26 protein-coding genes are annotated in these 24273 nt (G+C 69.5%); 10 read left to right on the top strand and 16 right to left on the bottom strand.

Features of this window, described 5'->3' with window-relative positions:
- Nucleotides 1–70 precede the first annotated feature (70 nt).
- The 4 genes from JJQ90_RS22470 to JJQ90_RS22455 all read right to left on the bottom strand — a co-directional run bounded on the left by JJQ90_RS22470 (nt 71) and on the right by JJQ90_RS22455 (nt 3181).
- Nucleotides 71–1162 (bottom strand): OmpA family protein, encoded by a 1092-nt coding sequence (locus JJQ90_RS22470; protein ID WP_216878523.1) that lies wholly within the window; start codon nt 1160–1162, stop codon nt 71–73.
- 185 nt (nt 1163–1347) lie between these two features.
- Entirely contained in the window at nt 1348–2469 is a 1122-nt protein-coding gene (locus JJQ90_RS22465) for a 5-(carboxyamino)imidazole ribonucleotide synthase (protein WP_216878522.1), read from the bottom strand.
- On the bottom strand, nt 2466–2963 hold the full coding sequence (gene purE, locus JJQ90_RS22460; RefSeq protein WP_216878521.1) for a 5-(carboxyamino)imidazole ribonucleotide mutase: 498 nt from the start codon (nt 2961–2963) through the stop codon (nt 2466–2468). The genes JJQ90_RS22465 and purE overlap by 4 nt, the downstream gene beginning before the upstream one ends.
- A 17-nt stretch (nt 2964–2980) precedes the next feature.
- A complete protein-coding gene (locus tag JJQ90_RS22455) occupies nt 2981–3181 on the bottom strand; it encodes a YdcH family protein (RefSeq protein ID WP_216840108.1) in 201 nt (66 codons plus the stop codon).
- Nucleotides 3182–3385: 204 nt separating this feature from the next.
- On the opposite strand from JJQ90_RS22455, the gene JJQ90_RS22450 reads away from it, so the two are divergent.
- The gene (locus JJQ90_RS22450; protein ID WP_216878520.1) at nt 3386–3556 is read left to right on the top strand and encodes a YdcH family protein; all 171 of its coding nucleotides are present in this window, start codon (nt 3386–3388) and stop codon (nt 3554–3556) included.
- Between the two features lie 41 nt (nt 3557–3597).
- On the opposite strand, the gene JJQ90_RS22445 is transcribed toward JJQ90_RS22450, so the two are convergent.
- On the bottom strand, nt 3598–4170 hold the full coding sequence (locus JJQ90_RS22445) for a cell cycle transcriptional regulator TrcR (protein WP_216878519.1): 573 nt from the start codon (nt 4168–4170) through the stop codon (nt 3598–3600).
- A gap of 149 nt (nt 4171–4319) precedes the next feature.
- Between JJQ90_RS22445 and JJQ90_RS22440 the strand changes: the two genes are divergently transcribed.
- Entirely contained in the window at nt 4320–4511 is a 192-nt protein-coding gene (locus JJQ90_RS22440; protein WP_230410906.1) for a DUF1192 domain-containing protein, read from the top strand.
- 57 nt (nt 4512–4568) lie between these two features.
- Here JJQ90_RS22440 and JJQ90_RS22435 read toward each other — a convergent pair whose 3' ends face one another.
- Nucleotides 4569–5051 carry an Hsp20 family protein gene (locus JJQ90_RS22435; RefSeq protein WP_216878518.1) on the bottom strand — a complete coding sequence of 161 codons (483 nt, stop codon included), beginning with the start codon at nt 5049–5051 and terminating at the stop codon, nt 4569–4571.
- A gap of 227 nt (nt 5052–5278) precedes the next feature.
- Nucleotides 5279–5509 carry a 50S ribosomal protein L31 gene (gene rpmE / locus JJQ90_RS22430; protein ID WP_216878517.1) on the bottom strand — a complete coding sequence of 77 codons (231 nt, stop codon included), beginning with the start codon at nt 5507–5509 and terminating at the stop codon, nt 5279–5281.
- 199 nt (nt 5510–5708) lie between these two features.
- On the opposite strand from rpmE, the gene JJQ90_RS22425 reads away from it, so the two are divergent.
- From JJQ90_RS22425 to JJQ90_RS22410, 4 genes are all read left to right on the top strand, one after another.
- Nucleotides 5709–6455: a glucose 1-dehydrogenase gene (locus JJQ90_RS22425; protein WP_216878516.1), complete on the top strand. Its 747-nt coding sequence runs from the start codon at nt 5709–5711 to the stop codon at nt 6453–6455.
- Nucleotides 6452–7354, top strand: a complete 903-nt coding sequence (gene pdxY, locus JJQ90_RS22420) for a pyridoxal kinase PdxY (protein ID WP_216878515.1) — start codon at nt 6452–6454, stop codon at nt 7352–7354. Before JJQ90_RS22425 ends, pdxY begins: the two co-directional genes overlap by 4 nt.
- Before the next feature lie 53 nt (nt 7355–7407).
- Nucleotides 7408–7833, top strand: coding sequence for a hypothetical protein (locus JJQ90_RS22415; protein ID WP_216878514.1), 426 nt, complete (start codon nt 7408–7410; stop codon nt 7831–7833).
- A 91-nt stretch (nt 7834–7924) separates the two neighbouring features.
- Nucleotides 7925–8179, top strand: coding sequence for a hypothetical protein (locus JJQ90_RS22410; RefSeq protein ID WP_216878513.1), 255 nt, complete (start codon nt 7925–7927; stop codon nt 8177–8179).
- Between the two features lies 1 nt (nt 8180).
- Here JJQ90_RS22410 and JJQ90_RS22405 read toward each other — a convergent pair whose 3' ends face one another.
- From JJQ90_RS22405 to JJQ90_RS22395, 3 genes are all read right to left on the bottom strand, one after another.
- Entirely contained in the window at nt 8181–9905 is a 1725-nt protein-coding gene (locus JJQ90_RS22405) for an ABC transporter ATP-binding protein (RefSeq protein ID WP_216878512.1), read from the bottom strand.
- A 38-nt stretch (nt 9906–9943) separates the two neighbouring features.
- Complete coding sequence (locus JJQ90_RS22400) at nt 9944–10933, bottom strand: Bug family tripartite tricarboxylate transporter substrate binding protein (RefSeq protein ID WP_216878511.1); 990 nt, start codon at nt 10931–10933, stop codon at nt 9944–9946.
- A gap of 73 nt (nt 10934–11006) precedes the next feature.
- Nucleotides 11007–12599 (bottom strand): ABC transporter substrate-binding protein, encoded by a 1593-nt coding sequence (locus JJQ90_RS22395; protein WP_216878510.1) that lies wholly within the window; start codon nt 12597–12599, stop codon nt 11007–11009.
- Nucleotides 12600–12800: 201 nt separating this feature from the next.
- Between JJQ90_RS22395 and JJQ90_RS22390 the strand changes: the two genes are divergently transcribed.
- From JJQ90_RS22390 to JJQ90_RS22375, 4 genes are all read left to right on the top strand, one after another.
- A complete protein-coding gene (locus tag JJQ90_RS22390) occupies nt 12801–13103 on the top strand; it encodes a hypothetical protein (protein ID WP_216878509.1) in 303 nt (100 codons plus the stop codon).
- Nucleotides 13104–13206: 103 nt separating this feature from the next.
- A complete protein-coding gene (locus JJQ90_RS22385; RefSeq protein ID WP_216878508.1) occupies nt 13207–14202 on the top strand; it encodes a TAXI family TRAP transporter solute-binding subunit in 996 nt (331 codons plus the stop codon).
- Nucleotides 14203–14227: 25 nt separating this feature from the next.
- Nucleotides 14228–16141: a TRAP transporter permease gene (locus JJQ90_RS22380; protein WP_216878507.1), complete on the top strand. Its 1914-nt coding sequence runs from the start codon at nt 14228–14230 to the stop codon at nt 16139–16141.
- Nucleotides 16138–17169 (top strand): amino acid ABC transporter substrate-binding protein, encoded by a 1032-nt coding sequence (locus JJQ90_RS22375; RefSeq protein ID WP_216878506.1) that lies wholly within the window; start codon nt 16138–16140, stop codon nt 17167–17169. The genes JJQ90_RS22380 and JJQ90_RS22375 overlap by 4 nt, the downstream gene beginning before the upstream one ends.
- On the opposite strand, the gene JJQ90_RS22370 is transcribed toward JJQ90_RS22375, so the two are convergent.
- From JJQ90_RS22370 to JJQ90_RS22345, 6 genes are all read right to left on the bottom strand, one after another.
- Nucleotides 17166–18590: an alkaline phosphatase family protein gene (locus tag JJQ90_RS22370; protein ID WP_216878505.1), complete on the bottom strand. Its 1425-nt coding sequence runs from the start codon at nt 18588–18590 to the stop codon at nt 17166–17168. The two genes, JJQ90_RS22375 and JJQ90_RS22370, sit on opposite strands and share 4 nt — an antisense overlap.
- A gap of 274 nt (nt 18591–18864) precedes the next feature.
- Nucleotides 18865–19743 (bottom strand): ABC transporter permease, encoded by an 879-nt coding sequence (locus tag JJQ90_RS22365; protein ID WP_216878504.1) that lies wholly within the window; start codon nt 19741–19743, stop codon nt 18865–18867.
- Nucleotides 19744–19746: 3 nt separating this feature from the next.
- Nucleotides 19747–20682, bottom strand: coding sequence for an ABC transporter permease (locus tag JJQ90_RS22360; RefSeq protein WP_216878503.1), 936 nt, complete (start codon nt 20680–20682; stop codon nt 19747–19749).
- A gap of 1 nt (nt 20683) precedes the next feature.
- Complete coding sequence (locus tag JJQ90_RS22355; RefSeq protein ID WP_216878502.1) at nt 20684–21688, bottom strand: ABC transporter ATP-binding protein; 1005 nt, start codon at nt 21686–21688, stop codon at nt 20684–20686.
- Nucleotides 21685–22668: an ABC transporter ATP-binding protein gene (locus JJQ90_RS22350; RefSeq protein WP_216878501.1), complete on the bottom strand. Its 984-nt coding sequence runs from the start codon at nt 22666–22668 to the stop codon at nt 21685–21687. The genes JJQ90_RS22355 and JJQ90_RS22350 overlap by 4 nt, the downstream gene beginning before the upstream one ends.
- Entirely contained in the window at nt 22665–24272 is a 1608-nt protein-coding gene (locus tag JJQ90_RS22345) for an ABC transporter substrate-binding protein (protein ID WP_216878500.1), read from the bottom strand. Before JJQ90_RS22345 ends, JJQ90_RS22350 begins: the two co-directional genes overlap by 4 nt.
- Nucleotide 24273: the final 1 nt, after the last annotated feature.

Here is a 24273-nt window from a genome sequence, read left to right as displayed (position 1 = left end):
GGTTGAGTCCAAAAAGAAAGGGGGGCGCCCTGCGGCGCCCCCCTCATTTCGCTTCGCGAGAAGCCTGCAATCAGCGCAGGACGATCTCGACGCGGCGGTTCTGCGGCTCGCGGACGCCGTCGGCGGTCGGGACCAGCGGGCGGCTCTCGCCGAAGGCCTGGATGGCCATGGCGGCGCGCGGAACGCCACGGCGCTCCAGCTCGGCGGCAACGGCCGCCGCGCGGCGCTCGGACAGGCGCTGGTTGTACTGCGGCGTGCCGGAACGGTCGGCGTGGCCGGAGACCTCGATGCGGGTCGTGCCGACGCGCTGGCTGTTCGTCGCGGCTTCCGCGATGATCTGGCGGGCACGGTCCGTCAGGTCGGCGCGGTCGAAGTCGAAGAACACCAGGTAGGTGCGGGCGACGGCCGGGGCGGCGGCCGGGGCCGGGGCGGCCGGGGCCACGACCGGCGGCGGCGGCGTCACGCCGAAGGCGTAGCGCAGGCCGATCAGCAGGCTGTGGTTGTAGTTGTCCAGCTCGGCGGTGCCGCGGCCGGAGTTGTCACGGCGCGCGTCGACGTCGTTGTCGAGCGTGCCCATGAAGCGATACTCGGTGGTGATGGCCAGGCCCGGCACCTGCGCGATCGGGAAGGCAGCGCCGACGATCGCCTGATAGGCGAACTGGCCGTCGGTGCCATCGACGCGCACGGTGGCGCCGCTGTTCACGCCGCCGCGGATGTCGTTGTCCACCCACTGGTAGCCGGCGCCAACGCCGACATACGGCGTCAGGAAGCTGCCCGGGCCGAGGTCGAAGTCATACAGGGCATTCGCCATCACACCATAGGTCACGGCGCGGCCGGTGGCGCGGCCGTTGCGCGGCACGCCCATGCCGGACACGTCGTCCACGTCATTGCTGCGGTAGGAACCCTCGATCTCGGCGCGGACGCCGTTGCCGAAGCCGTAGCCCAGGCTGATCACGCCGACATAGCCGTAGTTGAACTCGGCGGTGCCGGTCAGCGGGGCGCCGACGGTGCTCGCCATGCTGCGCGACAGGCTGATGTCGGATTCCTGGCGCAGGTTCACGCCGGCGCCGGCGCCGACATAGAGACCGCTGATCGGCTGGGCGTTGGCGGCAACCGGCAGGGCCAGCACCGTCGCGGCCAGAAGGACTTTCTTCAGGCTCATAGAAATTCTCCTCAAACACATATCGCGGCACTGGTCCGCTTCGGGGGTATGCCGCAGAGAACCGCATCCCCGCCGCGCCAAGTGCATAAAGGCTATCTACACCGGATTTCAGCCACCAACAGCGTGTGTTTCGGCACAATCCACGCGGTGTGACAATCGCGCCACAGCTAACCATGGCAAATTGGTCACAGGGGCGCGAGCAGGTCCGGATCGGCCGTTTTTTCAAGGGTTCCCAGCGCGAAAAGCCGTGTGGCATGGCCGAGTTTGCGGCCTGGCCGGGCTTCTGCCTTGCCATAGAGATGCAGTGCGACATCCGGCATGGCGGCCAGCGCCGGCCAGGCATTGTAGCTCTCGGGCCCGACCAGGTTCTTCATGACCGAATCGGCATGGCGACCCGGCTCCGGCAGCGGCAGGCCGGCGACCGCGCGGATATGCAGCTCGAACTGGCCGTGCCGGCAGGCATCCATGGTCCAATGGCCGGAGTTATGGGGGCGGGGCGCCATCTCGTTGGCCAGCAGGGTGCCATCCGGCAGCAGGAACATCTCCAGCGCCAGCACGCCCACCAGATCCAGTGCCGTGGCCAGCGCCGCGACATGGGCGCGGGCCTGGGCGGCAACCTGCCCGGGCACCAGGGCCGGGGCGAAGGTCAGGTCCAGGATGTGGTGGGCGTGGCGATTCTCCACCGCGTCGAAGGTCACGACGGTGCCATCCACCCCGCGCGCGGCGATGGCCGAGACCTCCTTCGCGAAGGGGATGAAGGCTTCCAGGATCAGCGGATGCGGGGCGAGGCGGCCGAAGGCTTCCGCCGCATCCTCCGGCCGGCGCAGCACCGCCTGGCCACGGCCGTCATAGCCCATGCGCGTGGTCTTCAGCACCGCCGGCAGCCCCAGCTCGGCGATGGCACCCTCCAGCTCCGACAGGCTGTGCACGGCCCGCCAGGGTCCGACCGGAATGCCGGCCTTTTCCAAAAAAGTCTTCTCGGCGATGCGGTCCTGGCCGATGCGCAGCGCGGCGACGCCGGGGCGGCAGGGCACCAGGGGGGCCAGGGCGTCCAGCGTCGCCGCCGGCACATTCTCGAATTCGAAGGTCACCACGTCGACGGCGGCGGCGAAGCCCGCCAGCGCGGCCGCGTCGGTATAGGCCGCGACGGTGCGGGCGGCGGCCACCTGCATCCCCGGGCTGTCATCCTCCGGCGCGAAGATGTGGCAGCGATAACCCAGCGCTGCCGCGGCCAACGCCGACATGCGGCCAAGCTGGCCGCCGCCGAGGATGCCGATGGTCGATCCGGGGGGCAGCGCCTCGCTCATACGGGGGACTCCGCCACCGCATCCGTCTGGGCCTGGCGGAAGGCGGCCAGCCGCGCGGCCAGGGCCGGATCCTCCAGCGCCAGGATGGCGGCGGCCAGAAGCCCGGCATTGATGGCGCCGGCCTTGCCGATGGCGAGTGTCCCCACCGGGATGCCGCCGGGCATCTGGACGATGGACATCAGGCTGTCCATGCCCTTCAGCGCATGGCTTTCCACCGGCACGCCCAGCACCGGCAGCGCGGTGAGGGAGGCGACCATGCCCGGCAGCGCCGCGGCCCCGCCGGCGCCGGCGATCAGCACCTTCAACCCGCGCCCGGCCGCGGCCTGGGCATAGTCATACATGCGGGTCGGCGTGCGGTGGGCGGACACCACGCGGGTTTCATGCGGCACATCGAGGCGTGTCAGCACATCCGCCGCATGGCGCATGGTTTCCCAATCCGAGGTGCTGCCCATGATGACGCCCACGCGGGGCGTGGGGGCGGTGGCTTCGGTCATGCAGGCCCTCGGGCTGGTCAGGCGATGATGTCGGGGACGAGCTGGCTTTCCAGCCAGGCGATCTCGTCCTTCAGCTTCAGCTTGCGCTTTTTCAGCCGCTGGAGCTGCAAGGCGTCGGTCCCGGCCTCATCCAGCCGGGCGATGACGGTGTCGAGGTCGCGGTGCTCGCTGCGCAATTCGTGCAGGCGGCGGAGGAGGCTATCGCGATCGGCCTGCATGGGCCCCCAAATGTTTCAGTTGGGTGTCTCAAACTTGGCGCTGGAAAGCGCCAGCCATCCGCATAACATGTCATTCGCGGGCGCAGAAGGGACGGTTGCGCGCCCGGGGCTGGTTATGCCGCCTGATCTATCCCTGCGGCGACCGCCTCTGGCGTGGATCGTGCCGCCGCTGCCCCGCAAGGCAACGGACAAGGAAGATTGCGCATGGCCGAGGCTGCACGTATCCGCTCCCTGGAGGCGCGGCACGCGACACTCGAGACGCGAATCGCTGAGGAAGGCGGCCGACCCCGCCCCGATGACCTGGCGCTGATGCGCCTGAAGCGCGAAAAACTGCGCCTCAAGGAGGAAATGGAGAAGCTCAAGACGCGCCACTGAGTGGTGTGCGGGCGAGGGTTCGACCCTCGCCCATTCGCGTCTCAGGCGGCCGCGTCGTCCAGCGGCTGCGGCGGCGGCACCGGCCCGCCATGGCGATCATTCGCCGTCCCCACCGCCTCATTCAACGCCGTCTGGGTGCAGAGGCCCAGCGTCACCGGGTCCCGCGGCTTGATATTGGCCGTGTTCGGGTGGGTCTTGTCCCGCACCTTGGCGATGGTTTCCTTGGTGGTCGCCAGCAGCTTCACGATCTGCGGGTCCGACAGCTGCGGGTAGTTGCGCAGCAGCCAGGCGATCGCATCCGGCCGCTCCGTCCGCTTCGCCACCGGGATGTAGCGCGCGCCCTTGCTGCGCTGCTTCGGCAGCGGGGTGGAGGATTCGGTCAGCACCAGCCGCGCCGCCGGATTGGCCTCGCAGCGGATGATTTCCTCCCGCTTCAACTGGTCATTGGCGATCGGGTCGTAGCCGACAATGCCTTGCGCCACCTCGCCATCCGCGATCGCCTGGACTTCCAGCGGGTGCATCCCGACGAAATCGGCAATCTGCTCGAAGGAGAGCGACGTCTTCTCGATCAGCCACACGGCGGTGGCCTTCGGCATCAGGGGCGTCTTCATCATGGGACCCTTTGTGGTTCGGGCCGCGGCCCGGGCATGCGACCACGCTGCCGCCGGGGCGCCCGCGCCTCGTCAATTTCGGATATAGAGAGCAGCCGGGGCCGGGTCAAAGGCTCGCGGGACCCTGGACGATAAGGAATGAGGCTGGCCGCATGATGATCGAGGAGGAGGGGCCGCGCCCGACCGGGCGCTTCAAGCCCCCGGTGATCGACCGCTGGGACGAAGCCGAGCTGCGCGCCTATATCGACCAGCTCCGGGCCGAGATCGCGCGGGCCGAGACCGAGATCGGAAAGCGCCAGGCCAGCAAGGCGGCGGCCGACCTGTTCTTCAAGCGGCCCGGCTGAGCCAACGAAAAAGGCCGGCGGATTGCTCCGCCGGCCCGGTTGGCAAGGAAGACGGCCTCAGGCCGCCTGGGCCTGCGGCGCCGCCTGCTCCAGCACCCGCTGCGTCTTGGGGGCCTGGATCTCGATCCGGCGCGGCTTCAGCGCCTCCGGCACCTGGCGCTTCAGCGCCACATGCAGCAGGCCGTGTTCAAGCTGCGCGCCCTCGATGACGATATGGTCGGCGAGGACGAAGCGCCGCTCGAAGGCACGGCCGGCGATGCCACGATACAGGACGCGGCCATTGTCCTGGGTATTGGCAGGGGCGGGCGCGGCCTTGCCGGCGACGGTCAGGGTGTTGTCATGCGCCGTGACCTCGATGTCGTCGGGACCGAAGCCGGCGACGGCCATGGTCAGCACGTAGCTGTCCTCACCGGTCTTCTCGATATTGTAGGGCGGGTAGCTGGGCCCATCCGCCGCCGCGCGGGCGTTTTCCACCAGGCGGGCCATACGGTCGAAACCGATGGCGGAACGGAACAGGGGCGAGAAATCGAAAGCGTTCACGGAAGACCTCCTGCGGTAGCAAGGTCGTTGCACGGCGGATCACCGGGTGGTCTGCCCCCGCTCAGCGGGCGACATGGTCCGGCTTCCGCGCTGTCGGCCCCGATCGGGCACCGCCAGCACGCAGGAGTTAGGCAGCCGCCGGAACGGCTTCAAGAGGGCGCCCAACACGCAAAAAGGGCGCGCCCATCGGGCACGCCCCCCTCGCCAATCGGGAACCCCGCGCCGGATCAGGCGGTCTTGCGGATGCCCAGGCCAGCGAACTTCTTGTTGAACTTGGCGATCTGGCCGCCCGTGTCCATCACGCGCTGCTGGCCGGTCCAGGCCGGGTGCGACTTGGGGTCGATGTCCAGGCGAATGGTGTCGCCTTCCTTCCCGTAGCAGGACCGGGTCGTATAGGCATAACCATCCGTCATGATGACGTTGATGGTGTGATACTCGGGATGGATATCGGGCTTCATCGCAGGGGCGCTCACGCTGATGGGCCCACCGACAGCGACCGGCAGGCGCGGGAAAACGGCCTATAGAGGACAGGCGGGGGCGGCGCAACCTTGCGGCCCAAGGGGCAGAAGCCCGCATCCCCCCATTGAGCCACCGCGCCGCTTGGCCGATCCTGCCATGGTCGCCCGGCCTCGGCGGCCTGTCATTGGGGAATGCCGCATGCGTCTGCAGGGAAAATCCGCCATCGTCACCGGCGCGGCCTCCGGCTTCGGGGAGGGCATCGCCCGCCGCTTCGCCGCCGAGGGCGCCTGGGTGATCTGCGCCGACCAGAACCTGGAAGGCGCCGCGCGCCTGGCCAAGGAGATCGGCGGCACCCCGGTCGGCGGCGATGTGGCGGAGGAAGCGGCGGTGCGCGCCATCGTCGCCCGTGCGGTGGAGGAGTTCGGCGGGCTCGACATCGTGCTGAACAACGCCGGCACCACCCACCGGAACAAGCCGATCCTGGAGGTGACGGAGGACGAGTTCGACCGGGTCTATGCCGTCAACGTCAAATCCATCTTCTGGATGGTGCGGGAAGCGGTGCCGGTGATGCAGCGCCAGGGGCGCGGCGGGTCGATCATCAACATCGCCTCCACCGCCGGCATCCGGCCGCGGCCGGGGCTGACCTGGTACAATTCCACCAAGGGGGCGGTGAACACCGCGACCCAGGCGATGGCGCAGGAATTCGCCAAGGACAATATCCGGGTGAACGCCGTCTGCCCGGTGATCGGCGCGACGGGACTGCTGGAGGCCTTCATGGGCGGGCCGGACACGCCGGAGATGCGGGCGAAGTTCGTGGCCAGCGTGCCGCTCGGCCGCATGTCCACCCCGGCCGATATCGCCAATGCCTGCCTCTGGCTGGCCGAGGATGCCTCCAACTTCATCACCGGGGTGCTGCTGCCGGTGGATGGGGGGCGCTGCGCATGAACCAGCCGGGGATCAACCAAGCCGTGTCGCCGGCCGATGCGGGCCGGCCGCTCAACATCATGTCGATCCAGTCCTGGGTCGCCTATGGCCATGTCGGCAACACCTCCGCCGTGTTTCCGCTGCAACGGCTGGGGGCGGAGGTCTGGGCGCTGAACACGGTGCAGTTCTCCAACCACACCGGCTACGGCGCCTGGCGCGGCCAGGTCTTTGCCAGCGAGCTGATCGAGGAACTGGTGCTGGGCATTGCCGAGCGCGGCGCGCTGGAGCGCTGCGATGCGGTGCTGTCGGGCTATATGGGCGACCCGGGCACTGGCGCCGCCATCCTCTCGGCGGTGGCCAAGGTGAAGGCGGCCAATCCGGGGGCGATGTATTGCTGCGACCCGGTGATCGGCGATGTCGGCCGCGGCGTCTTCGTCCGCCCGGGCATTCCGGAATTCATGCGCGACCGGGCGGTGCCGGCGGCCGATATCCTCACGCCGAACCAGTTCGAGCTGGAATGGCTGACCGGCCTGACGATCACCGGCCTCGACAGCGCCAAGGCCGCCATCGCCGCCTTGCAGGCCAGGGGGCCGCGCTGCGTGCTGGTGACCTCCCTGCATGTCGAGGACACGCCGGCGGATGCGATGGACATGCTGGTGGGGGAGGGTGGGCGCTTCTTCCGCATCCGCACCCCGCTGCTGCCGATTTCGGTGAATGGCGCGGGGGATGCCATCGCGGCGCTGTTCCTGTTCCACCGGCTGCGCTGGGGCGAGCCCTCCGTCGCGCTCTCGGCCGCCGCCTCCTCCATCCACGGGCTGCTGCGGCGCACGGCGGAGGCCGGATCCCGGGAAATCCTGACGGTCGCGGCGCAGGAGGAGTTCGTCACCCCGTCCCGCGTCTTTCGCGCCGTCGCCTGCTGAGGGCGCAACGCCAGGTCGCATGGCGCGTTTCTTCCGCAACGGGAGATCACGCCATGCGACACATCTCATCACGCCGGGCCTTTTTCAGCACCCTGGGCGCCGCCGCCGCCCTGCTCGCCACGCCCGCTTTCGCCCAGCAGCAGGACCTGCTCGGCGAGGTGCTACGCCAGTTCCAGGGCGGCGACCCGCGCGAGGCGCAGCGGCAGCAGGAGGAGGCGCACCGCCAGCAGCGCGAGCGGGAGCGCGAGGGCCGGGAACGCGACCGCGAGGCGCGGGAACGCGAGCGGGAGGCCTATGAGCGCGGCCGGGCCGAGGCGCGGGAGCGGGAATCGCGGCGGGAAGGCCGGCAGGGCCGCTACGGCCGGGAACAGCAGCAGCAGCAGCAGTTGCGTGAACGCGACCGCCAGCTCGCCGAGCAACAGCGCCGGTTGGCCGAACAACAGCGGCGGATCGAGGAGGAGCGGCGGCGTCTGCGCTGAACCCGCTTGTCGCCACGGGTCGCCGATGCAACGTTTCGCCAGCGGCCATCATGGCCGTGGGAAGGGCGACATGCGGCGCGCATCGGGGTCCATGCTTCTGCTCGCGGTGCTGATCACCCCGGGCTGCGTCACCAGCGGGTCTTCCTCCTCCGCCGATGACCGGCGCTGGATCAACCAGTGTCTGCGGGACAACCGGGATGCACGGGTTTCAACCCGGATCGTGCGCGACTACTGCACCTGCATGAACAACCGCATGCCGAACAGCGAGACCCGCTCCATCACCCAGTGGGAGCGGGCTAATCCGCGGGCGCGGGAGGCCTGCGAGCGGCGTTCCGGCTGGCGTTGAGCTATTCCGCCGCCGAGGCAAACTGCGCCTCATGCAGCCGGCGATAATGGCCATTCGCCGCCAGCAATTCCTGGTGGCTGCCCTGTTCCGCGATACCCTCGGGCGTCACCACCAGGATGCGGTCGGCATCGCGAATGGTGGCCAGGCGATGGGCGATGACCAGGGTGGTGCGGCCCGCGGCCAGCTCGGCCAGCGCCTGCTGGATGGCGCGCTCCGTCTCCGTATCCAGGGCGCTGGTCGCCTCGTCCAGGATCAGGATGGGCGGGTTCATCAGGAAGATGCGGGCGATGGCGAGGCGCTGCTTCTGCCCGCCGGAAAGCTTCACGCCCCGCTCGCCGATCAGCGTGTCCAGCCCCTCCGGCAGGTCGGCGATCAGCGCATCCAGCCGGGCGCGGCGGGCGGCTTCCAGGATCTCGGCATCGCTGGCGCCGAGGCGGCCATAAGCGATGTTCTGGCGGATGCTGCCGGCAAACAGGAAGACATCCTGCTGCACCAGCCCGATCTGGCCGCGCAGGGAGGCGAGGGTCATCCGACGGATGTCGATGCCGTCGATGGTGATGCGCCCGGCCTCCACCTCATAGAATCGCGGCAGCAAAGCGCAGATGGTGGTCTTGCCGGCCCCTGATGGCCCCACCAGGGCGATGGTCTCTCCCGGCGCCACCGACAGCGACAGGTCGCGCAGCACCGGCCGGTCCGGCGTATAGCCGAAGGTCACGCCCTCGAACCGCACGGCGCCCTTCAGTGGCGGGGCCTCGATGGCATCCGGCGCATCGGCGATGTCGGGCGCGGTGGCCAGCAGGTCGAGATAGGACCGGAAGCCGGCGATGCCCTTGGGATAGGTCTCGATGACGGCGTTGATCTTCTCCAGCGGCCGGTAGAACACGCCGACCAGCAGCAGGAAGGCGACGAAATCGCCGATGGAGAGCGTGCCCGCCACGATGAAGGCGGCACCCGCCAGCATCACCACAAGCTGCACCAGCCGCATGCCCAGGTAGTTCAGCGTCATGCTGATGGCCATGATGCGGTAGGCGTCGAGCTTGGTGGTGCGGTACTTCGCATTGTCCGCCGCGAACAGCTTCCGCTCATGCGCCTCGTTCGCAAAGGCCTTGACCACGCGGATGCCGCCGACGGCTTCCTCGATGCGGGCATTGAAGGCGCCGACGCGGCCGAACTGGGCCTGCCAGTTGAGCGTCATCCGCCCGCCGAAATGCGCCACCACCCAGCCGATCAGCGGCACGATCGCCGCCGTCAGCAGGGCCAAAGGCGGGCTGACCAGCAGCATCAGGGTGAAGGCGCCGAGGAAGGTCAGCACCGCGATCAGCAGGTCTTCCGGCCCGTGATGCGCGACCTCCCCGATATCCTCCAGGTTCTTGGTGACGCGGCCGACCAGGTGGCCGGTCTTCTGGTTGTCGTAGAAGCGGAAGGACAGCCGCATCAGATGGTCGAAGGCGCGACCGCGCAGCTCCGTCTCGATGGCGATGCCCAGCACATGGCCCCAATAGGTGACCACCGCCATCAGCCCAGCATTCAGCAGGTAGACCGCCAGCAGCACGGCCACCGCCAGCGCCACCACGCCCATGTCCTGCTGCGGCAGCAGATGGTCGATGAAGCCGCGCACGGCCATGGGAAAGCCAAGCTCCAGCAGGCCGGAGAGCGCGGCCGAGCCGAAGGCCACCAGCACCAGGCGGCGGTGCGGGCGGTAGAAGCCGAGGAATTGTCGGAGCATGGGGTGGCGATACACCACCCCATGCTTGGGCTGCAATCTCAGCTCGGCTCGATGCCCGCGGCGCGGATCAGGCGCTGCCAGCGCTGGCTGTCGGCGGCGAGTTGGGCGGCGAAATCCGCCTCGCTGGTCGGGCGCGGGGTCAGGCCGCGGCGGCTGAATTCAACGGCCACCTCCGGATCGGCCAGCACCTCCCGCAGCGTGTCGCCCAGGCGGGTGCGGATCGGGGCGGGGGTGGCCCTGGGCACCAGCACGCCGTCCCAGTTCAGCACCTCGAAATCGGCCAGGCCGGATTCGATCATGGTCGGCACATCGGGCAGGGATGGCGCCCGGCCGCGGGTGGCAACCGCCAAAGCGCGCAGGGTGCCGGCGGCGACATGGGTGGTGACGTTGCCGATCGGGGAGAAGGCGAAATCCTGCTCCCCCGCCAGCAGCCCAAGCATCTGCGGCCCTCCGCCACGATAGGGCACGGCCACGGTCTTCACCCCGGCGATGCTGTCCAGCAGGATACCGCAGAGATGACCCGGGGAGCCGACGCCGCCCGTGCCATAGGTCAGCGTATCCGGCCGCGCCTTCGCCGCCGCCAGGATATCCGCCACGCTGCGGAAGGGTTTTGTGGCCGGCACCACCAGCACATTGGTGGCGTTGAAGATCATCGACAGCGGCGCGAGGTCCGCGATCGGGTCGAAGGGCATGGAGCGCATCAGCGCCGGGTTCACAGCCAGCGTGCCGATATTGGCGGAGACCATCGTGGTGCCATCCGGCAGCGCCTTGGCCGCGGCATCCGCCGCGAGGTTGCCGCCGGCGCCGGCGCGATTCTCGACCACCACATTCTGGCCGAGACGTGCCGAAAGCCTGGGCTGGATGATGCGCAAGGCGGCATCGGAGGCGCCGCCCGGTGGGAAGCCGATCAGCAGGCGGATCGGCCGGTCCGGCGCCCATCCCTGGGCGCGGGCCAGGGATGGCGCGGCCAGGGTTGGCGCGGCCAGGGTTCCGGCCGGGGCGGCGAGCAGGGCGCGGCGCGACAGCATGGGCAAGGGTCCTTGCTATGGGTTCCTTGCAACCATGCAATCATCGCGCCATGAACGTGCCGCAGGCGATCCCTCACACCCTCCGCACGTTGATCGGCAGCGCCATGCCCTTCTGCGGGGTCGAGATATCCTTCCGCCAGGCGCTGTCGACAAAGTACTGGCCGAGGGGGATGAAGGGCACGTCCTGCCAGAACTGCGCCTGCAGCCGGCGGGCGATGCCCTTCTGGGCGTCGAGGTCCGGCGCCTCCAGCCATTCGTCGCGCAGTGCCTCCAGCGCCGGGCTGGTGGGCCAGCCGAACCAGGCCTGGCGGCCATTGGCGCGCAGCAGCGGATGCACGCCCGGATTGCCGAGGTCGACACCGCCGAACAGCACGATCAGCGCATTCCAGCCGCCCTGGCCCGGCGGTTCCATCCGGCCGCGGCGCTGCAGCACCGTGCCCCAGTCGCTGGTCGCGCTTTCGGCATTGAGGCCGGAGCGTTTCAGCGCATCGGTGAGCACCGTGGTCAGGGTGTTGTTGTTCACCACATCGGTCGGGTGCAGCACCGTCACCGGCTGGTTGGCGTAGCCGGCCTCCCGCAGCGCCGCGCGGGCCGCGTCGAAGCTGCGCGGACCGGTGAGGTTGGTGATGCCCTCGTCATTCACCAGGGGCGAGGAACGCGGGAAGGGACCCATGCCATCGGACCAGAGCGCCTTGTCGGTACCCATGATGGAGGTCATGAAATCGGCCTGGTTGATCGAATGCAGCAGCGCCCGGCGCACCCGCACATCATCGAAGGGCGCGTGCAGGTGGTTGAAGCGGAGATTCGCCATCAACCCGCCGAAATCCACCCGCTCCACCGTGATGTCGCGGTTGCGCGCCAGCACGGGGCGCAGGTCGGGCGCCACCTGCTCGTACCAGTCGATCTCGCCGGCCTGGATTGCGGCGGCGGCGGTGCCGGAATCCGGCATGATGTTGAACACCACCCGCTCGAAATGCGCGATCTTGGCGCCGCCCAGCAGGCTCGGCGGGTTCGGGTTCGGCACGTATTCGGCGAATTTCTGATAGACCACCCGGGCGCCGGACAGGCGCTCACTCGCCACGAAGCGATAGGGGCCGCTGCCCACGACCTCGGTGAAGGGGCGGGTCGGGTCGACCGTGGCGAAGCGCTCCGGGAAGATGAAGCAGGGGTAGGAGGAAGGCTTGCCCAGCGCCTCCAGCATCGGGCCGAACTTCTGCTTCAGGCGGATTTCGAAACGGCGCTCATCCAGCGCCGTCATCGATTCCGTGCGGGCGCGCAGCGTCTGGCCCAGCGTGTCCCGCGCCGACCAGCGGGCGATGGAGGCGATGGCGTCCTGGGCACGGATCGGCTCCAGGTCATGGAACTTGATGCCCGGGCGCAGGGTGAAGACCCAGCGCAGCCCGTCATCCTCCACCACATGCCCTTCGCAGAGCTGCGGGCGCATAACGAAGTTGGTGTCCGGGCCATACAGCGTGTCCCAGCACATATGGCCGTGGTTGCGCACGCCGTAGCTGGTGGTGTTCAGCGGGTCGAGCGTGGTGACATCCGCCTGCGGGATGAAGCGCAGGGTATGGGCGGCGGCGCCCTGGGTCAGGGCCGGGGCGGGCAGCCCGAATTTCAGGGTTCCGGCGGCGGCCAATCCGGCCATCAGGCTGCGGCGATACATGGTTCTCTCCGGCAAACGATTGCTCTCGGCCCAGCATGGGGCGGGGCGCGGTTGCGACGCAACCGCCCTTGAAGCGCGCGGCCCGCGCGGCCAGATGCGCGGCGGGTCCGGGCCCCTCTGGCGCAGCCGCGCGATGTCGGATCGTCTATCGCGGAGGCTGTTGCGCATGACCACCATCGACCCCAGCCCGGGTCCTGGCCGATGATCGGCGATCTGATTGCCTGGTTCGTCCTGGCCTTCCTGGTGAACCCCCTGACCGCGGAGGTGCAGTCCCGCCTGGCGGAGGCCAATGCCCCGCCGGCGGTGGTGGGACAGGTCGCGGCCTGTGGCGCCTCGGCCGCCCCGGCGTTGCTGCGGCGCGCGACGGAGGACCCCTGGTGGGCGATCCGGACCGGCATCGGCACCTGGATCGGCACGGTGCAGGCCGATGCCGTGCTGGCCGAGGCGGCGCCCAACTGCGGGCCGGCGATGCAGGCGGCGAGGCCCTATCTGCCGCGAAGCTGAGCAATTACGGCCGGCATCCGCCAAAACCTGCCCCCGACCCGGTTGCAAGCCGGGCAAAGCGGCGCGCATGATCCGCGCCGCAGACATAACGGGGAGGCCCTCGATGGCCATGATGATTTCGCGCCGCAGCGGCTTGCTGCTGGGCGCCGCCGCGCTTTCCGCACCCTTCATCCGCACCGCTCAGGCGCAGCAGACCTTCGAATGGGTGGCCGGTTCCGTCGGTGGCGGCTGGTACACCATGGCCGCCGGCCTTTCCTCCCTGATCGGCGAGGAGAATCCGAACATCCGCATCCGCGTGGTGCCCGGCGGTGGCCTGGCGAATTCCACCCGCGTGAACAACGGCCAGTCGCCGCTCGGCTGGGGCATCGATGCCTTCACCGCTGCCGCGGCGCGGGGCGAGGAGCCCTATACCACCAAGCATGAGCGCCTGCGCAGCCTCGGCACCGGCTACAGCCCGACCGAGCACAACCTGGTCCGCGCCGTCGGCACGGGGCCGGAGGGGATGCGCGAAATCCTGACCCAGCGGGGCCTGAAGATCGCCTGCCCGCAGCGTTCCTCCACCGATGAGATGACGCTTCAGCGCATCCTGCGCTTCCTCGGCACCAGCCCGGACAAGATCCGCAGCGAGGGTGGCCGCTACCTGAATGGCAGCTACGCCGATATCGGCGCGGCCTATGCCGATGGGCAGGTGGACTACCTCTATGCCGCGCTGGCCAAGCCGGCCGCGATCCTGACCGAGATCGGCCAGGGCCGCCGCGCCTCCCAGCTCGTCGGCTTCCCGGACGATGTCCGCAAGCACCTGGCCGATACCTACGCCTATGCCGAGGGCGTGCTGCCGGCGGCGACCTATCCGACGCTGCAGTCCCGCGACCTGATGGTCACCACCATGGACAGCGTGATCCTGGTGAATGAGAGCGTGCCGGATGATGTCGCCTATGGCATCACCCGCACCCTCATCAAGAACCGCGGCACGCGGCTGACGCAGATCCATGCCTCGATGGGCGCCTTCGACCCTGCCAAGGCCTGGCGCTACAACGGCGTGCCCCTGCATCCCGGCGCCGCGCGGGCCTTCCGCGAAGCCGGCGTGATGCCGGCCTGAAGTCTGGCAGGGCTGGCGCGGAAGAATGCGTGATCTCGCCGGCCCACTGAAGTGGGTCTGTTGGGCCTGGGCCGCCGCGGCTGCGGCGGTCCACCTGTATTTCGGCGGCACGGGGTTCCCCGAGCCGATCCAGATGCGCGGCTTTCACCTGCTGGTGTTCACGCCGCTGCTGTTCCTGTTGTACCCGGCCTTCAAGACCCGATCCCCCCGGCACCGGCCCTCGGTGCTCGACTGGGTCTGGGCCGTGGTGTCGGGCGTTCCGCATGCCTGGGTGATGTGGAACTGGATGGCGGTCGCCGACCGCATGGAATATGTCGACCCCTTCACGCCGACCATGATGGTGCTTGGCATCATCGCGATCGTCACACTGCTGGAGGCGATTCGCCGCGCGGTGGAGCCGGGCCTGGCCATCATGGTCGCCGTGTCGCTGGCCTATATGCAGTTCGGCTGGCTGGTGCCGGGGCTGCTGAATGCGCGGCCCTTCACGCCGCAGGAAATCGTCGAGGCCTCCTGGCTCGTGCCCACGGCCGGCGGTGTCTACGGTCCGCTGACCGGGATCGTCGCCACCATCATCGCCGTCTTCATCCTGTTCGGCAGCTTCATGCAGGGCAGCGGCACGGGGCGGCTGTTCTCCAATTTCGGCACGGCCGTGGCCGGGCGCTATTCGGGTGGGCCGGCCAAGGTGGCGGTCGTCACCTCCGGCCTGTTCGGGACGATGAGCGGCTCCTCCGTCTCCAACGTCATCACCACCGGATCGATGACCATTCCGCTGATGATGCGCGTCGGCTACCGGCCGGCGGTGGCCGGTGGGATCGAGAGCGCCTCCTCCGTCGGTGGTGCGCTGATGCCCCCCGTGATGGGGGCGGCCGCCTTCGTGATGGCGGAGATCACCAATATCCCCTACGGCAATATCCTGGTGGCCGCCGCCGCCGGGGCGGTGCTGTACTATTTCGCCATTCTCGCCGCCGTGCATTTCGAGGCGAAGAAGCTCGGTCTCCAGCCCGTGCCCGCCGCCGAGATCCCGGCATGGCGTGAGGTTCTGGCCGATGCCCATCTGGTGATCCCGATCGGCGTGCTGGTCTGGCTGATGACCGAACGCTGGTCCGGCAACTTCGCCGCCTTCTGCGCCACGCTCTCCATGGTCGGCGTCGCCTTCCTGCGCCGGCGCACGCGAATGACGCCGATGCAGGTGCTGGACAGCCTGGCCCGCGCCGGGCTGACCATGGCGCCGCTGGCCGTGACCATCGCCGGTGCCGGCATCGTCGTCTCCGCCCTGACCGCGACGGGCATGGTGGTGGCCTTCGGCGGCATCATCAAGGAAGTCGCCGGCGGCGACCTGGCGATGCTGCTGCTGCTGCTGGCGATCACCGTGCTGATCCTGGGCATGGGGATCCCGACCACGCCGAGCTACATCATCGCCGCCGCCATCGGCGTGCCGCAGGTGCTGGAACTGGGCAGCTACCTGAATGTCGACATGCTGCAGGCGCACATGTTCGTCTTCTATTTCGCGGTGCTGGCGGATACGACGCCGCCGGTCGCCGCGGCCGCCTTCGCCGCCGCCGCGATCGCCAAGGCCAGCCCGCTGATGACGGCGCTGCATTCCTCCCGCTTCGCCATTGCCGGTTTCGCGGTGGGCTTCGCCTTCATCTACGATCCGGGGATCATGATGCGGGGCGGGCTGGTGCAGATCTGCCTGTCCATCTCCATCATGGCCGGCGCCCTGGTGCTGTTCACCTCGGCCTATGCCGGCTTCCTGTTGGCGCCGATGGGGGCGCCGCTGCGCATGGCGCTCGGCGCGCTGGGCCTGGCGGTGGCCTTCCTGCACGCAATCCCTGACGCGGGCCGCTTCGCCCTGGCCTTCGGTTCCCTGGGCGTCGTGGCGGCATGGCAAATGGCGGCGGCACGAACCGCACGCCGCACGGAGGAACACCAATCATGATCCGCAAGACCTTCGCAGCCGCGGGGCTGCTGCTGTCGCTCGCGCTGCCCGCGCTGGCGCAGAGCGTGGCGCAGCCCGGGCCGACGCTGCAGGCGGTGCGCGCACGTGGCACCGTGCTCTGCGGCGGCCATCCCGGCGCGCCGGGCCTCGGCGTGATGGACAGCCGTGGCGTCTATACCGGCCTCGATGCCGATACCTGCCGCGCCGTCGCCGCCGCCGTGCTGGGCGATGCCGGCACCGCGCGCTGGACCATCCTCAACTCCGCCTCCCGCATGACGGCGCTGCAGTCGGGCCAGATCGATATCCTGCCGCGCAGCACCACCTGGACGCAGAGCCGCGACACCGCCAATGGCCTGAACTTCACCGCCGTGAACTTCTACGACGGCCAGGGCTTCCTGGTGCGCCGCAGCCTGGGCGTGACGCGCGGCGTAGAACTGGACGGCGCCAGCTTCTGCGTCACCTCCGGCACGACCAGCGAGCTGAACCTGGCCGACTGGGCACGCTCCAACAACATCCGCGTCCGCCCCGTGGTCTTCGAGCAGAATGACGAGACGCGCATCGCCTACCAGTCCAACCGCTGCGACGTCTTCACCACGGATGCCTCGCAACTGGCCGGCGCGCGTTCGGCCATGCAGAATCCGCGCGACCACGTCATCCTGCCTGACCGCATCTCCAAGGAGCCGCTGGCTGTCGCCGTTCGGCAGGGCGACGACCAGTGGTTCGATATCGTCCGCTGGACCGTCTATGCGCTGATCGAGGCGGAGGAACTCGGCATCACCCGGGCCAATCTGGACGAGATGCTGTCCAGCCCACGCCCCGATGTGCGCCGCCTGCTGGGCGTCACCGGCGACCACGGCCCCTTCATGGGCCTCGATCGCCGCTGGGCCTACAACGCCATCAAGGCGGTGGGCAATTACGGCGAGATCTTCGCCCGCCACCTCGGCGAGAACACGCCGATCGGCCTCGACCGCGGCCAGAACGACCTCTGGACCCGCGGTGGGCTGATGTACGCGCCGCCGATTCGCTAAACTTTCCGCATTCCGGTGGGGTAGAGCCGGCCCGCCGGCTCCGCCCGCATCGCTTCCAGCACGAAGCCGCGCGGCATTTCGACCAGCTCGTGCAGCGGCGCGGCATCCCGCGCCGCGTCCCAGGCGGCGGCCAGCGGGCGGCCCTCGCAGCCCTCCGGGCCCAGCCCCAGCAGATGCAGCACGGTGGGGGCGATGTCGGTGAGGTCGGCGGGGGACTGTGCCACCGCGCCGCGCCGGAACGGGCCACCCTGCATCACCAGCACCGTCGCCAGCTCCGCCCGGTGCAGCCCGCCATGCATGCCGCCACCCTCCGGCACATCCGGCGCATCGAAGGGCGCATGGCCGGGCAGGCCCCATTCATCGGCCTCCGCGCTGCCCGCAAACGTCGCGACCAGATCGGCGCTGCGCCGATGCCCGCTGCCGAGCACCGACAGCGCCATGGCCTGGCCCGCCGGCAGAATCCCCGGATCGCGCGCCAGCAGCGGCCCGGCCCAGGCCTGGGTCGCCAGGAATTCCGCCACCTGCGGCGCCAGCGCCTTGTCCCGGAACCACATCCCCGGCGCGGCGGCGGGCGCCACCACGACATCCACATCCGGCGCCATGCCGGTGCCGGCCCGAAAGCCCGCCCGCCGCAGCTCTGCCGCCAGCGACAGCTTGCCGCGCCCCGTCACATGGCCGTGGTCGGACAGCACCACGATGCCGATCTCCGCCGCATCCGGCTGCGCATCCCGCCAGGCCACCACCTGGCCCACAACCGCATCCGCCGCCGCCAACCCGGCCTTCGCCTCCGGCGACAACAGCCCGCCCCAATGGAAGGCGATATCCGGCTCCGACAGCCACAGCAGCGCCACATCCGGCTTCAGCTTCGGCAGCACATGCTCCAGCAGCACCCGCCCCGCATGCGCCACCCGGCCAAGATTCGGCACGGCATGGGCCGGGGTCTCGCCCAGCGCCGCCCGCACCTCCGCCGCCGTCGCGCCTTCGGTATCCTCGACATTCCAGCGAAAACCGCCCAGCCGCTCCGCCGCCGGATGCAGCAACCGCGCCGCCCCCGCCGTGCCCGCGCTGACCAGCGCAAAGCTGCGCCCGGCCGCCGCCAGCCTCTCCCCAAGGCTCAACCGCTCCAGGGGGCTCTCCGCCCCCTTCGCCATGGCCAGCACATCGGCCACCAGCTTCGTCCGCAACAACCGGTCCGGCGCCACCCCCGCATCGAACAAGGTATTCGCCACCATCCCATGCCCACCCGGCCGGCACCCGGTGATGAGCGACGGCGTCGCCACCCGCGTCTCACTCGGAAACACACTCCGCGCATTCGCAAACCGCGTCCCCGCCGCCACCAACCCCGCCAAATGCGGCGTCGCCGCGGCCGACACCATGTCCGGCCTCAACCCATCCAACGCCACCAGCACGAAACGCGACATCGACACGGACTCCTATGGTTGAGGAAGGTGGTGCGGGTGATTGCAGGGGGACGCTGTCCCCCTGCACCCCCTGCCAAAGGGACAGTGGTCCCTTTGGAATCCCGTTAAGGGGTAGGCGAGAGGAGGGGCATGGCGGGCGCGTCGGGACAAGCGGTCGCTCCGTGCCCCTCCTCTCGCCTACCCCTCATCCAAGGGATCGAAGGGGCCACTGCCCCTTCGCGGGAGGGTGCAGGGAGGGCAGAGCCCTCCTTGCAAACCACCCGCGCAACCCTCCTCACCGCAGGGTCGGGTCGAGGCGGTCGCGGAGCCAGTCGCCGAGGAGGGAGACGGAGAGGGTGGTCAGGATGATGGTGAAGGCCGGGGCGAGCAGGATCCAGGGGGCGCGGGTCAGGTATTCGCGGCCGTAGCCGACCATGGAGCCGAGGGAGGTGGCGGGCGGTTGCACGCCGAGGCCGAGGAAGGAGAGGCCGGATTCCAGCAGGATGATTTCCGGGAAGGCGAGGGTCATCGAGACGATGAGGGTGGAGGCGATGTTCGGCAGCACGTGGCGCCCGTAGATCCGCCAGGGGGTGGCGCCGAGTTGGCGCACTGCGGCAGCGTAGCCCTGGCCGTTGGCGGAGATCGCCAGGCCGCGGGCGATGCGGGCGTAGCGTTCCCAGGCGTGGAAGCCGAGCAGGCAGATGAACAGCACCATCGAGTTGCCGAAGAAGGCGAGGACGGACAGCGCCAGGATCAGGAAGGGCAGGCTGGCCGAGAAGTCGACCAGCGCCAGCACCACCTGTTCCACGAAGCCGCGGAAGTGGGCGGCGAGGAAGCCGAGGGTGGTACCGACCACGGCGCCGATGATGGTGGCGCCGAAGGCGATGAGAAGGCTCATGCGGATCGAGTAGATCAGGCGTGCCAGCACATCGCGGCCGAGTTCGTCCGTGCCGAGCGGGTGCAGCCAGGTGCCGCCCATGCCGATGGGGGGCGAGAGGCGGTTGCGCAGGTCGAGCGCGGTATAGGCATAGGGGCTGATGACATCGGCCAGCAGCGCGGTGGCGAGCATGGCGGCCAGCCAGACCAGGCCGAAGATCACCATCGGCGGTGGCAGCGGCCGCGCCTTGCGGGGCGCGGTGGTGGGCAGGGTGAGGGGGGCGGTGATGTCGGACATGGTTCAGGCCGCCGCGCGCTTGGGTTGGTTGCGAAGTCGCGGGTCGAGCAGGCCGTAGAGCAGGTCCACCACCAGATTGGCGGTGACCATGGTGGCCGCGACCAGCAGCAGGATGCATTGCACGACGGCGAGGTCCCGGTTGGCGACGGCGACGACGAGCAGGCGCCCGACACCGGGCCAGGAGAAGACGCTTTCGACGACGACGGCGCCGGCGATCAGGCTGCCGACCATGAAGCCCACGATGGTGACGGTGGGGATGGCGGCGTTGGGCAGGGCGTGCCCCCAGACCACCGAGCGCCACGGCACGCCCTTGGCGGAGGCCGTGCGGATATAGGGCTGGCCGAGCACTTCGAGCATCGCGGACCGGGTGAAGCGCGCCAGCACGGCGGCGCCGCCGACACCCATGGTGATGATGGGCAGGATGGCGTGGCGCCAGCTTTCCTGCCCGCCGGAGGGCAGCCAGCCGAGCTGCACGGCAAAGACCAGCACCAGCAACAACCCGAGCACGAAGGACGGCACGGTGAAGCCGGCGACCGCCAGCAGCATCACGGCGCGGTCGATGAAGGAGTTGCGGTGCAGCGCCGCGGTGATGCCGGCGGGAATGCCGAGGCCGAGCTTGATGATGAGCGCGGGGATGGTCAGCGCCAGGGTGGCTGGAATCCGCTCCGTCACCAGCACGATGGCATCGCGCCCGTCACGCATGGAACGCCCGAGGTCGCCCTGAAAGATGGCACCAAAATAGTGAAAGTACTGCAGCCACACGGGCTGATCGAGGCCCCAGGCCGTGCGGAAGGCGTCCACCGCCTCGGGCGGGGCATCGGCGCCCATAATGATCTGCGCGGGGTCACCGGACAGGCGCAGCACGATGAAGGCGAAAGTCACCACCATCACGATGGTGATGGCGGCGCGCAGCAGGCGGCTGGCGAAGAATCGCATCATGTCAGGCGGCCTTTTGCAGATTGCCGGGGGCGATCTCACCCTGGGCGACGTGGCAGGCCACGAGGCGGCCGTCGCCGGAGCGCGGCTTCAGCACAGGGGTTTCGCGTGCGCAGAGCGCGGAGGCGAAGGCGCAGCGCGGATGGAAGGCGCAGCCGGAGGGACGGTCGGCCGGATTGGGCGGGTCGCCCTGCAGCACGATGCCGCGGCCGATCTTGCCAGGATGCGGAATCGCGGAGACGAGCGCCTGGGCATAGGGGTGCGCCGGGTCGTGCAGCACCTCGTCCGGCTCGCCCTCCTCGACGATGCGGCCGAGATACATCACGGCCACGCGATGGCTCACCTGCCGCACGGCCCGCAGATCGTGGCTGATGAACAGGATGCCGAGGCCAAGGCGGGATTGCAGCTCCACCAGCAGGTTCATCACCTGCGCCTGGATCGAGACATCCAGCGCGCTGATCGGCTCGTCGCAGACCAGCATGGCGGGGTTGGTGGCGAGCGCACGCGCCAGCACGGCGCGCTGGCGCTGCCCGCCCGAGAGTTCGTGCGGATAGCGCTCCGCCTGGTCCGGCCGCAGGCCGACGCCACGCAGCAATTCGGCGACGCGCTCCTTTCGTTCGGCGGGCGTGCCGACGTTGTGGATCTCCAGCGGTTCCATCACCTGCGCACCGATCGGCAGGCGCCGGTCAAGCGCCCCCAGCGGGTCCTGGAACACCATCTGCATGCGCGCGCGAAGCTTGCGCCACTCCTGCGTGTTGGGCGTTGGCATGGGGCGGCCCTCGAAGGCCACGCTGCCGTCATCCGGCCGCTCCAGCCCCAGCACCAGGCGACCGGTGGTGGATTTGCCACAGCCGGATTCGCCCACGAGTCCCAGCGTGCGGCCCCGCTCCAGCGTCAGGGAGACGCCATCGACGGCGCGCACCTCGACCGACTTGCCCATCACGCCGCGCCGCATCGCGTAGCGACGCGTGATGCCTTGCGCGACGAGCAGTTCCCCATCCTTCCTCATGCGTAGACGGTCTCCGGATGCGGGGCTGGGAGGGTGGCGCGGATGCAGGCGGCGCGGTGGTTGCGCGCGAGGCTGACCTGCTCCGGCACATTGGCATCACATGCGGAGACATGCATGGCGCAGCGCGGCGCGAAGGCGCAGCCGGTCGGCATCGCCCAGGGCTCCGGCACGCCACCGGGAATGGCGGAAAGCGGGCGGCGCGGCCCATGCAGCGGCGGCAGGGCGCCGAGCAGGCCGCGGGTGTAGGGATGCGCCGGCGCCTCGAACAGCCGCGCGGTGGGCACCTGTTCGACGATGCGTCCCGCATACATCACGCAGACCCGCTCGCAGCTATCGGCGACCACGCCGAGGTCGTGCGAGATCAGCACCAGCGCCATCCCCGTCTCCCGCCGCAGCTCCTGCAGCAGGGTCAGGATCTGCGCCTGGATGGTGACGTCGAGCGCCGTGGTGGGCTCATCCGCCACCAGCAGTTCCGGCCGGCCGGCCAGCGCGATGGCGATCATCACGCGCTGATTCTGCCCGCCGGAGAGTTCGTGCGGCCAGGCATCGAGGCGGCGCGCGGCGTCGGGGATGCCGACCTGGTCGAGCAGCCGCTTCGCCTCGGCGCGGGCCTCGGCGCCATTCATGCCACGATGCAGGCGCAGCGCCTCCGTGATCTGCTTGCCGATGCGGTGCACGGGGTTGAGGCTGCTCGCGGGGTCCTGGAAGATCATGGCGATACGGCCGCCGCGCACGCGGTCGAGCACCTGCGGGCGCGCCGGCAACAACTCCTGGCCATCCAGCTTAACGCTGCCGGAGATGCTGGCGCGGCCGGGCAGCAGGCCCAGCGCCGCGAGCCAGGTGACGGACTTGCCGCAGCCGGATTCACCGACAAGGCCCACGGATTCGCCGGGCGCGACATCCAGGTCGATGCCGCGCAGCGCAGCCTGCCCATCGAAGCTGACGCGCAGGCCCTTGAGGGAGACGAGCGGCGCGCTCATGCGCCGACCCGCAGATTGCCGGGGCCGAAGACCATCGCCCAGCCATTCGCGGCGCGCCACTGGATGTCCTTGCGCTTCGCCGTGAAGGCGGCCGCCTGGTGCAGCACGATGTAGCCCGGGTCCTCCCGCTCCACGATGGTCAGCAGGCGGCGGAACAGCTCGCGGCGGCGGGCGATGTCGGTCTCGGCCTCCAGCGCGGTGGCGACGCGGTTGAAATCCTCATTGGCCCATTCGCCGTTGCGCTCGGATTCCGTGCGCGGGCCGAAGCTGCGCAGGATGCCGGCGACCGGGTCGCCGAAAATGGAGGTATTGGACCAATCTCGAACGCCGCGCCCCGGGGTGCGGGCGGTGACCTGCGGGAAGTTCTCCAGCATCTCGATCTGCACGTTCAGGCCCACGGCGCGCCACATCTCGACGGCGATCTGCCCGCTGGCCACCTGATTGGTGTAGTAGTTGTTCAGCAGGCGATAGGTGATCGGCTGGCCCTGGTAGTTCGCCTCCCGCAGCAGGCGGCGTGCCTCCGCCGGGTCGAAGCGCGGATTCTCCCAATCCGGGAGATACATGGCGCCGTAGCTTTCCAGCTGCATGCCGCGCGGAATCGCGGTGCGCCCGGCCCAGAGCGTCTCCACCAGCACGCGCCGGTCGATGGCATGGGTCATGGCACGGCGGATGCGCGCATCGGCCAGCACCGGGTTGGTCTTGTCAAAGGCCAGCTTGCGGATGTTGTTGATCGGGCTGCCCAGCACCTCGAAGCGGCTGTTGCGCTCCACGACGCTGATCTGGTCGGGCGGAATGTCGCAGGCGAAGTCATATTCGCCGGAGAACAGGCCGTTCACCCGGCCGGAGACTTCCGGCACCTCGACGAAGCGCAGGCGCCGCGCGGGCGGTCGGCCGCCCCAGTAGCTGTCATGCGCTTCCATGACGAGGGAGGTGTCGGGGCGGAAGTCCGCGATGCGGTAGGGGCCCGTGCCGACGGGCGCGCGGCCCCATTCCAGCCAGCTCGGCGCGGCGGCGAAAGCCTGGCGGGAGAGGATGGCGCCGACGCTCTGTGCCAGGCGGCCTTCCAGCGTCACATCCGGCGTGCGGTTGATGAAGCGCAGCGTGTTGCGACCTGTGATCTCGATCCGCTCCAGACCCGGATAGGTGCGGCGGCTGACGGCGACCACCTCGGCCGGCGGCTCCTTGGTCGCGGTGCCTGCCAGTACGCCGGATCGCCCCGTGCCGGCTGCGCCCTGCGTGCCGAACAGGCGCTCGCCGAAGGAGAAGGCGACATCTTCCGCCGTCATCTCCCGCCCGTCATGGAAGCGCACGCCCTGCCGCAGCGTGAGTTCCAGCGTGGAGGCATCCGGACGGCGCCATTCGGTGGCAAGGCCCGGAACCAGCTCCGCATTGCCGAGCCAGTTCGTGCCGACCAACTGCTCCGCATAGAGGCCATGGATGCGGAAGCCGACATTGGATTGTTCGCGCGGCGGCTCGAAGGTGTTGGAATTCGACAGCTTCTGCACGGCAATCGTCAGCGTCGGCCGGTCATCGCTCTGCGCGATGGCCGGCATCGCCAGCAGCGTCGGTGCCGCGAGAAGGGCACGGCGGGAGATCTTGGTCATG

The organism is Falsiroseomonas oleicola, from assembly GCF_019029495.1.
GTDB classification, from domain to species: domain Bacteria; phylum Pseudomonadota; class Alphaproteobacteria; order Acetobacterales; family Acetobacteraceae; genus Falsiroseomonas; species Falsiroseomonas oleicola.
The sequence above is the reverse complement of the archived record's forward strand: the minus strand, read 5'-3'. Positions and strand labels throughout refer to the sequence as shown.

Bases quoted from the DNA above. Each gene is read 5' to 3' on its own strand.
- JJQ90_RS22470 (WP_216878523.1), bottom strand. From the start codon at position 1,162: ATGAGCCTGAAGAAAGTCCTTCTGGCCGCGACGGTGCTGGCCCTGCCG.
- JJQ90_RS22465 (WP_216878522.1), bottom strand. From the start codon at position 2,469: ATGAGCGAGGCGCTGCCCCCCGGATCGACCATCGGCATCCTCGGCGGC.
- purE (WP_216878521.1), bottom strand. From the start codon at position 2,963: ATGACCGAAGCCACCGCCCCCACGCCCCGCGTGGGCGTCATCATGGGC.
- JJQ90_RS22455 (WP_216840108.1), bottom strand. From the start codon at position 3,181: ATGCAGGCCGATCGCGATAGCCTCCTCCGCCGCCTGCACGAATTGCGC.
- JJQ90_RS22450 (WP_216878520.1), top strand. From the start codon at position 3,386: ATGGCCGAGGCTGCACGTATCCGCTCCCTGGAGGCGCGGCACGCGACA.
- JJQ90_RS22445 (WP_216878519.1), bottom strand. From the start codon at position 4,170: ATGATGAAGACGCCCCTGATGCCGAAGGCCACCGCCGTGTGGCTGATC.
- JJQ90_RS22440 (WP_230410906.1), top strand. From the start codon at position 4,320: ATGATGATCGAGGAGGAGGGGCCGCGCCCGACCGGGCGCTTCAAGCCC.
- rpmE (WP_216878517.1), bottom strand. From the start codon at position 5,509: ATGAAGCCCGATATCCATCCCGAGTATCACACCATCAACGTCATCATG.
- JJQ90_RS22425 (WP_216878516.1), top strand. From the start codon at position 5,709: ATGCGTCTGCAGGGAAAATCCGCCATCGTCACCGGCGCGGCCTCCGGC.
- pdxY (WP_216878515.1), top strand. From the start codon at position 6,452: ATGAACCAGCCGGGGATCAACCAAGCCGTGTCGCCGGCCGATGCGGGC.
- JJQ90_RS22415 (WP_216878514.1), top strand. From the start codon at position 7,408: ATGCGACACATCTCATCACGCCGGGCCTTTTTCAGCACCCTGGGCGCC.
- JJQ90_RS22410 (WP_216878513.1), top strand. From the start codon at position 7,925: ATGCTTCTGCTCGCGGTGCTGATCACCCCGGGCTGCGTCACCAGCGGG.
- JJQ90_RS22405 (WP_216878512.1), bottom strand. From the start codon at position 9,905: ATGCTCCGACAATTCCTCGGCTTCTACCGCCCGCACCGCCGCCTGGTG.
- JJQ90_RS22400 (WP_216878511.1), bottom strand. From the start codon at position 10,933: ATGCTGTCGCGCCGCGCCCTGCTCGCCGCCCCGGCCGGAACCCTGGCC.
- JJQ90_RS22395 (WP_216878510.1), bottom strand. From the start codon at position 12,599: ATGTATCGCCGCAGCCTGATGGCCGGATTGGCCGCCGCCGGAACCCTG.
- JJQ90_RS22390 (WP_216878509.1), top strand. From the start codon at position 12,801: ATGATCGGCGATCTGATTGCCTGGTTCGTCCTGGCCTTCCTGGTGAAC.
- JJQ90_RS22385 (WP_216878508.1), top strand. From the start codon at position 13,207: ATGGCCATGATGATTTCGCGCCGCAGCGGCTTGCTGCTGGGCGCCGCC.
- JJQ90_RS22380 (WP_216878507.1), top strand. From the start codon at position 14,228: ATGCGTGATCTCGCCGGCCCACTGAAGTGGGTCTGTTGGGCCTGGGCC.
- JJQ90_RS22375 (WP_216878506.1), top strand. From the start codon at position 16,138: ATGATCCGCAAGACCTTCGCAGCCGCGGGGCTGCTGCTGTCGCTCGCG.
- JJQ90_RS22370 (WP_216878505.1), bottom strand. From the start codon at position 18,590: ATGTCGCGTTTCGTGCTGGTGGCGTTGGATGGGTTGAGGCCGGACATG.
- JJQ90_RS22365 (WP_216878504.1), bottom strand. From the start codon at position 19,743: ATGTCCGACATCACCGCCCCCCTCACCCTGCCCACCACCGCGCCCCGC.
- JJQ90_RS22360 (WP_216878503.1), bottom strand. From the start codon at position 20,682: ATGATGCGATTCTTCGCCAGCCGCCTGCTGCGCGCCGCCATCACCATC.
- JJQ90_RS22355 (WP_216878502.1), bottom strand. From the start codon at position 21,688: ATGAGGAAGGATGGGGAACTGCTCGTCGCGCAAGGCATCACGCGTCGC.
- JJQ90_RS22350 (WP_216878501.1), bottom strand. From the start codon at position 22,668: ATGAGCGCGCCGCTCGTCTCCCTCAAGGGCCTGCGCGTCAGCTTCGAT.
- JJQ90_RS22345 (WP_216878500.1), bottom strand. From the start codon at position 24,272: ATGACCAAGATCTCCCGCCGTGCCCTTCTCGCGGCACCGACGCTGCTG.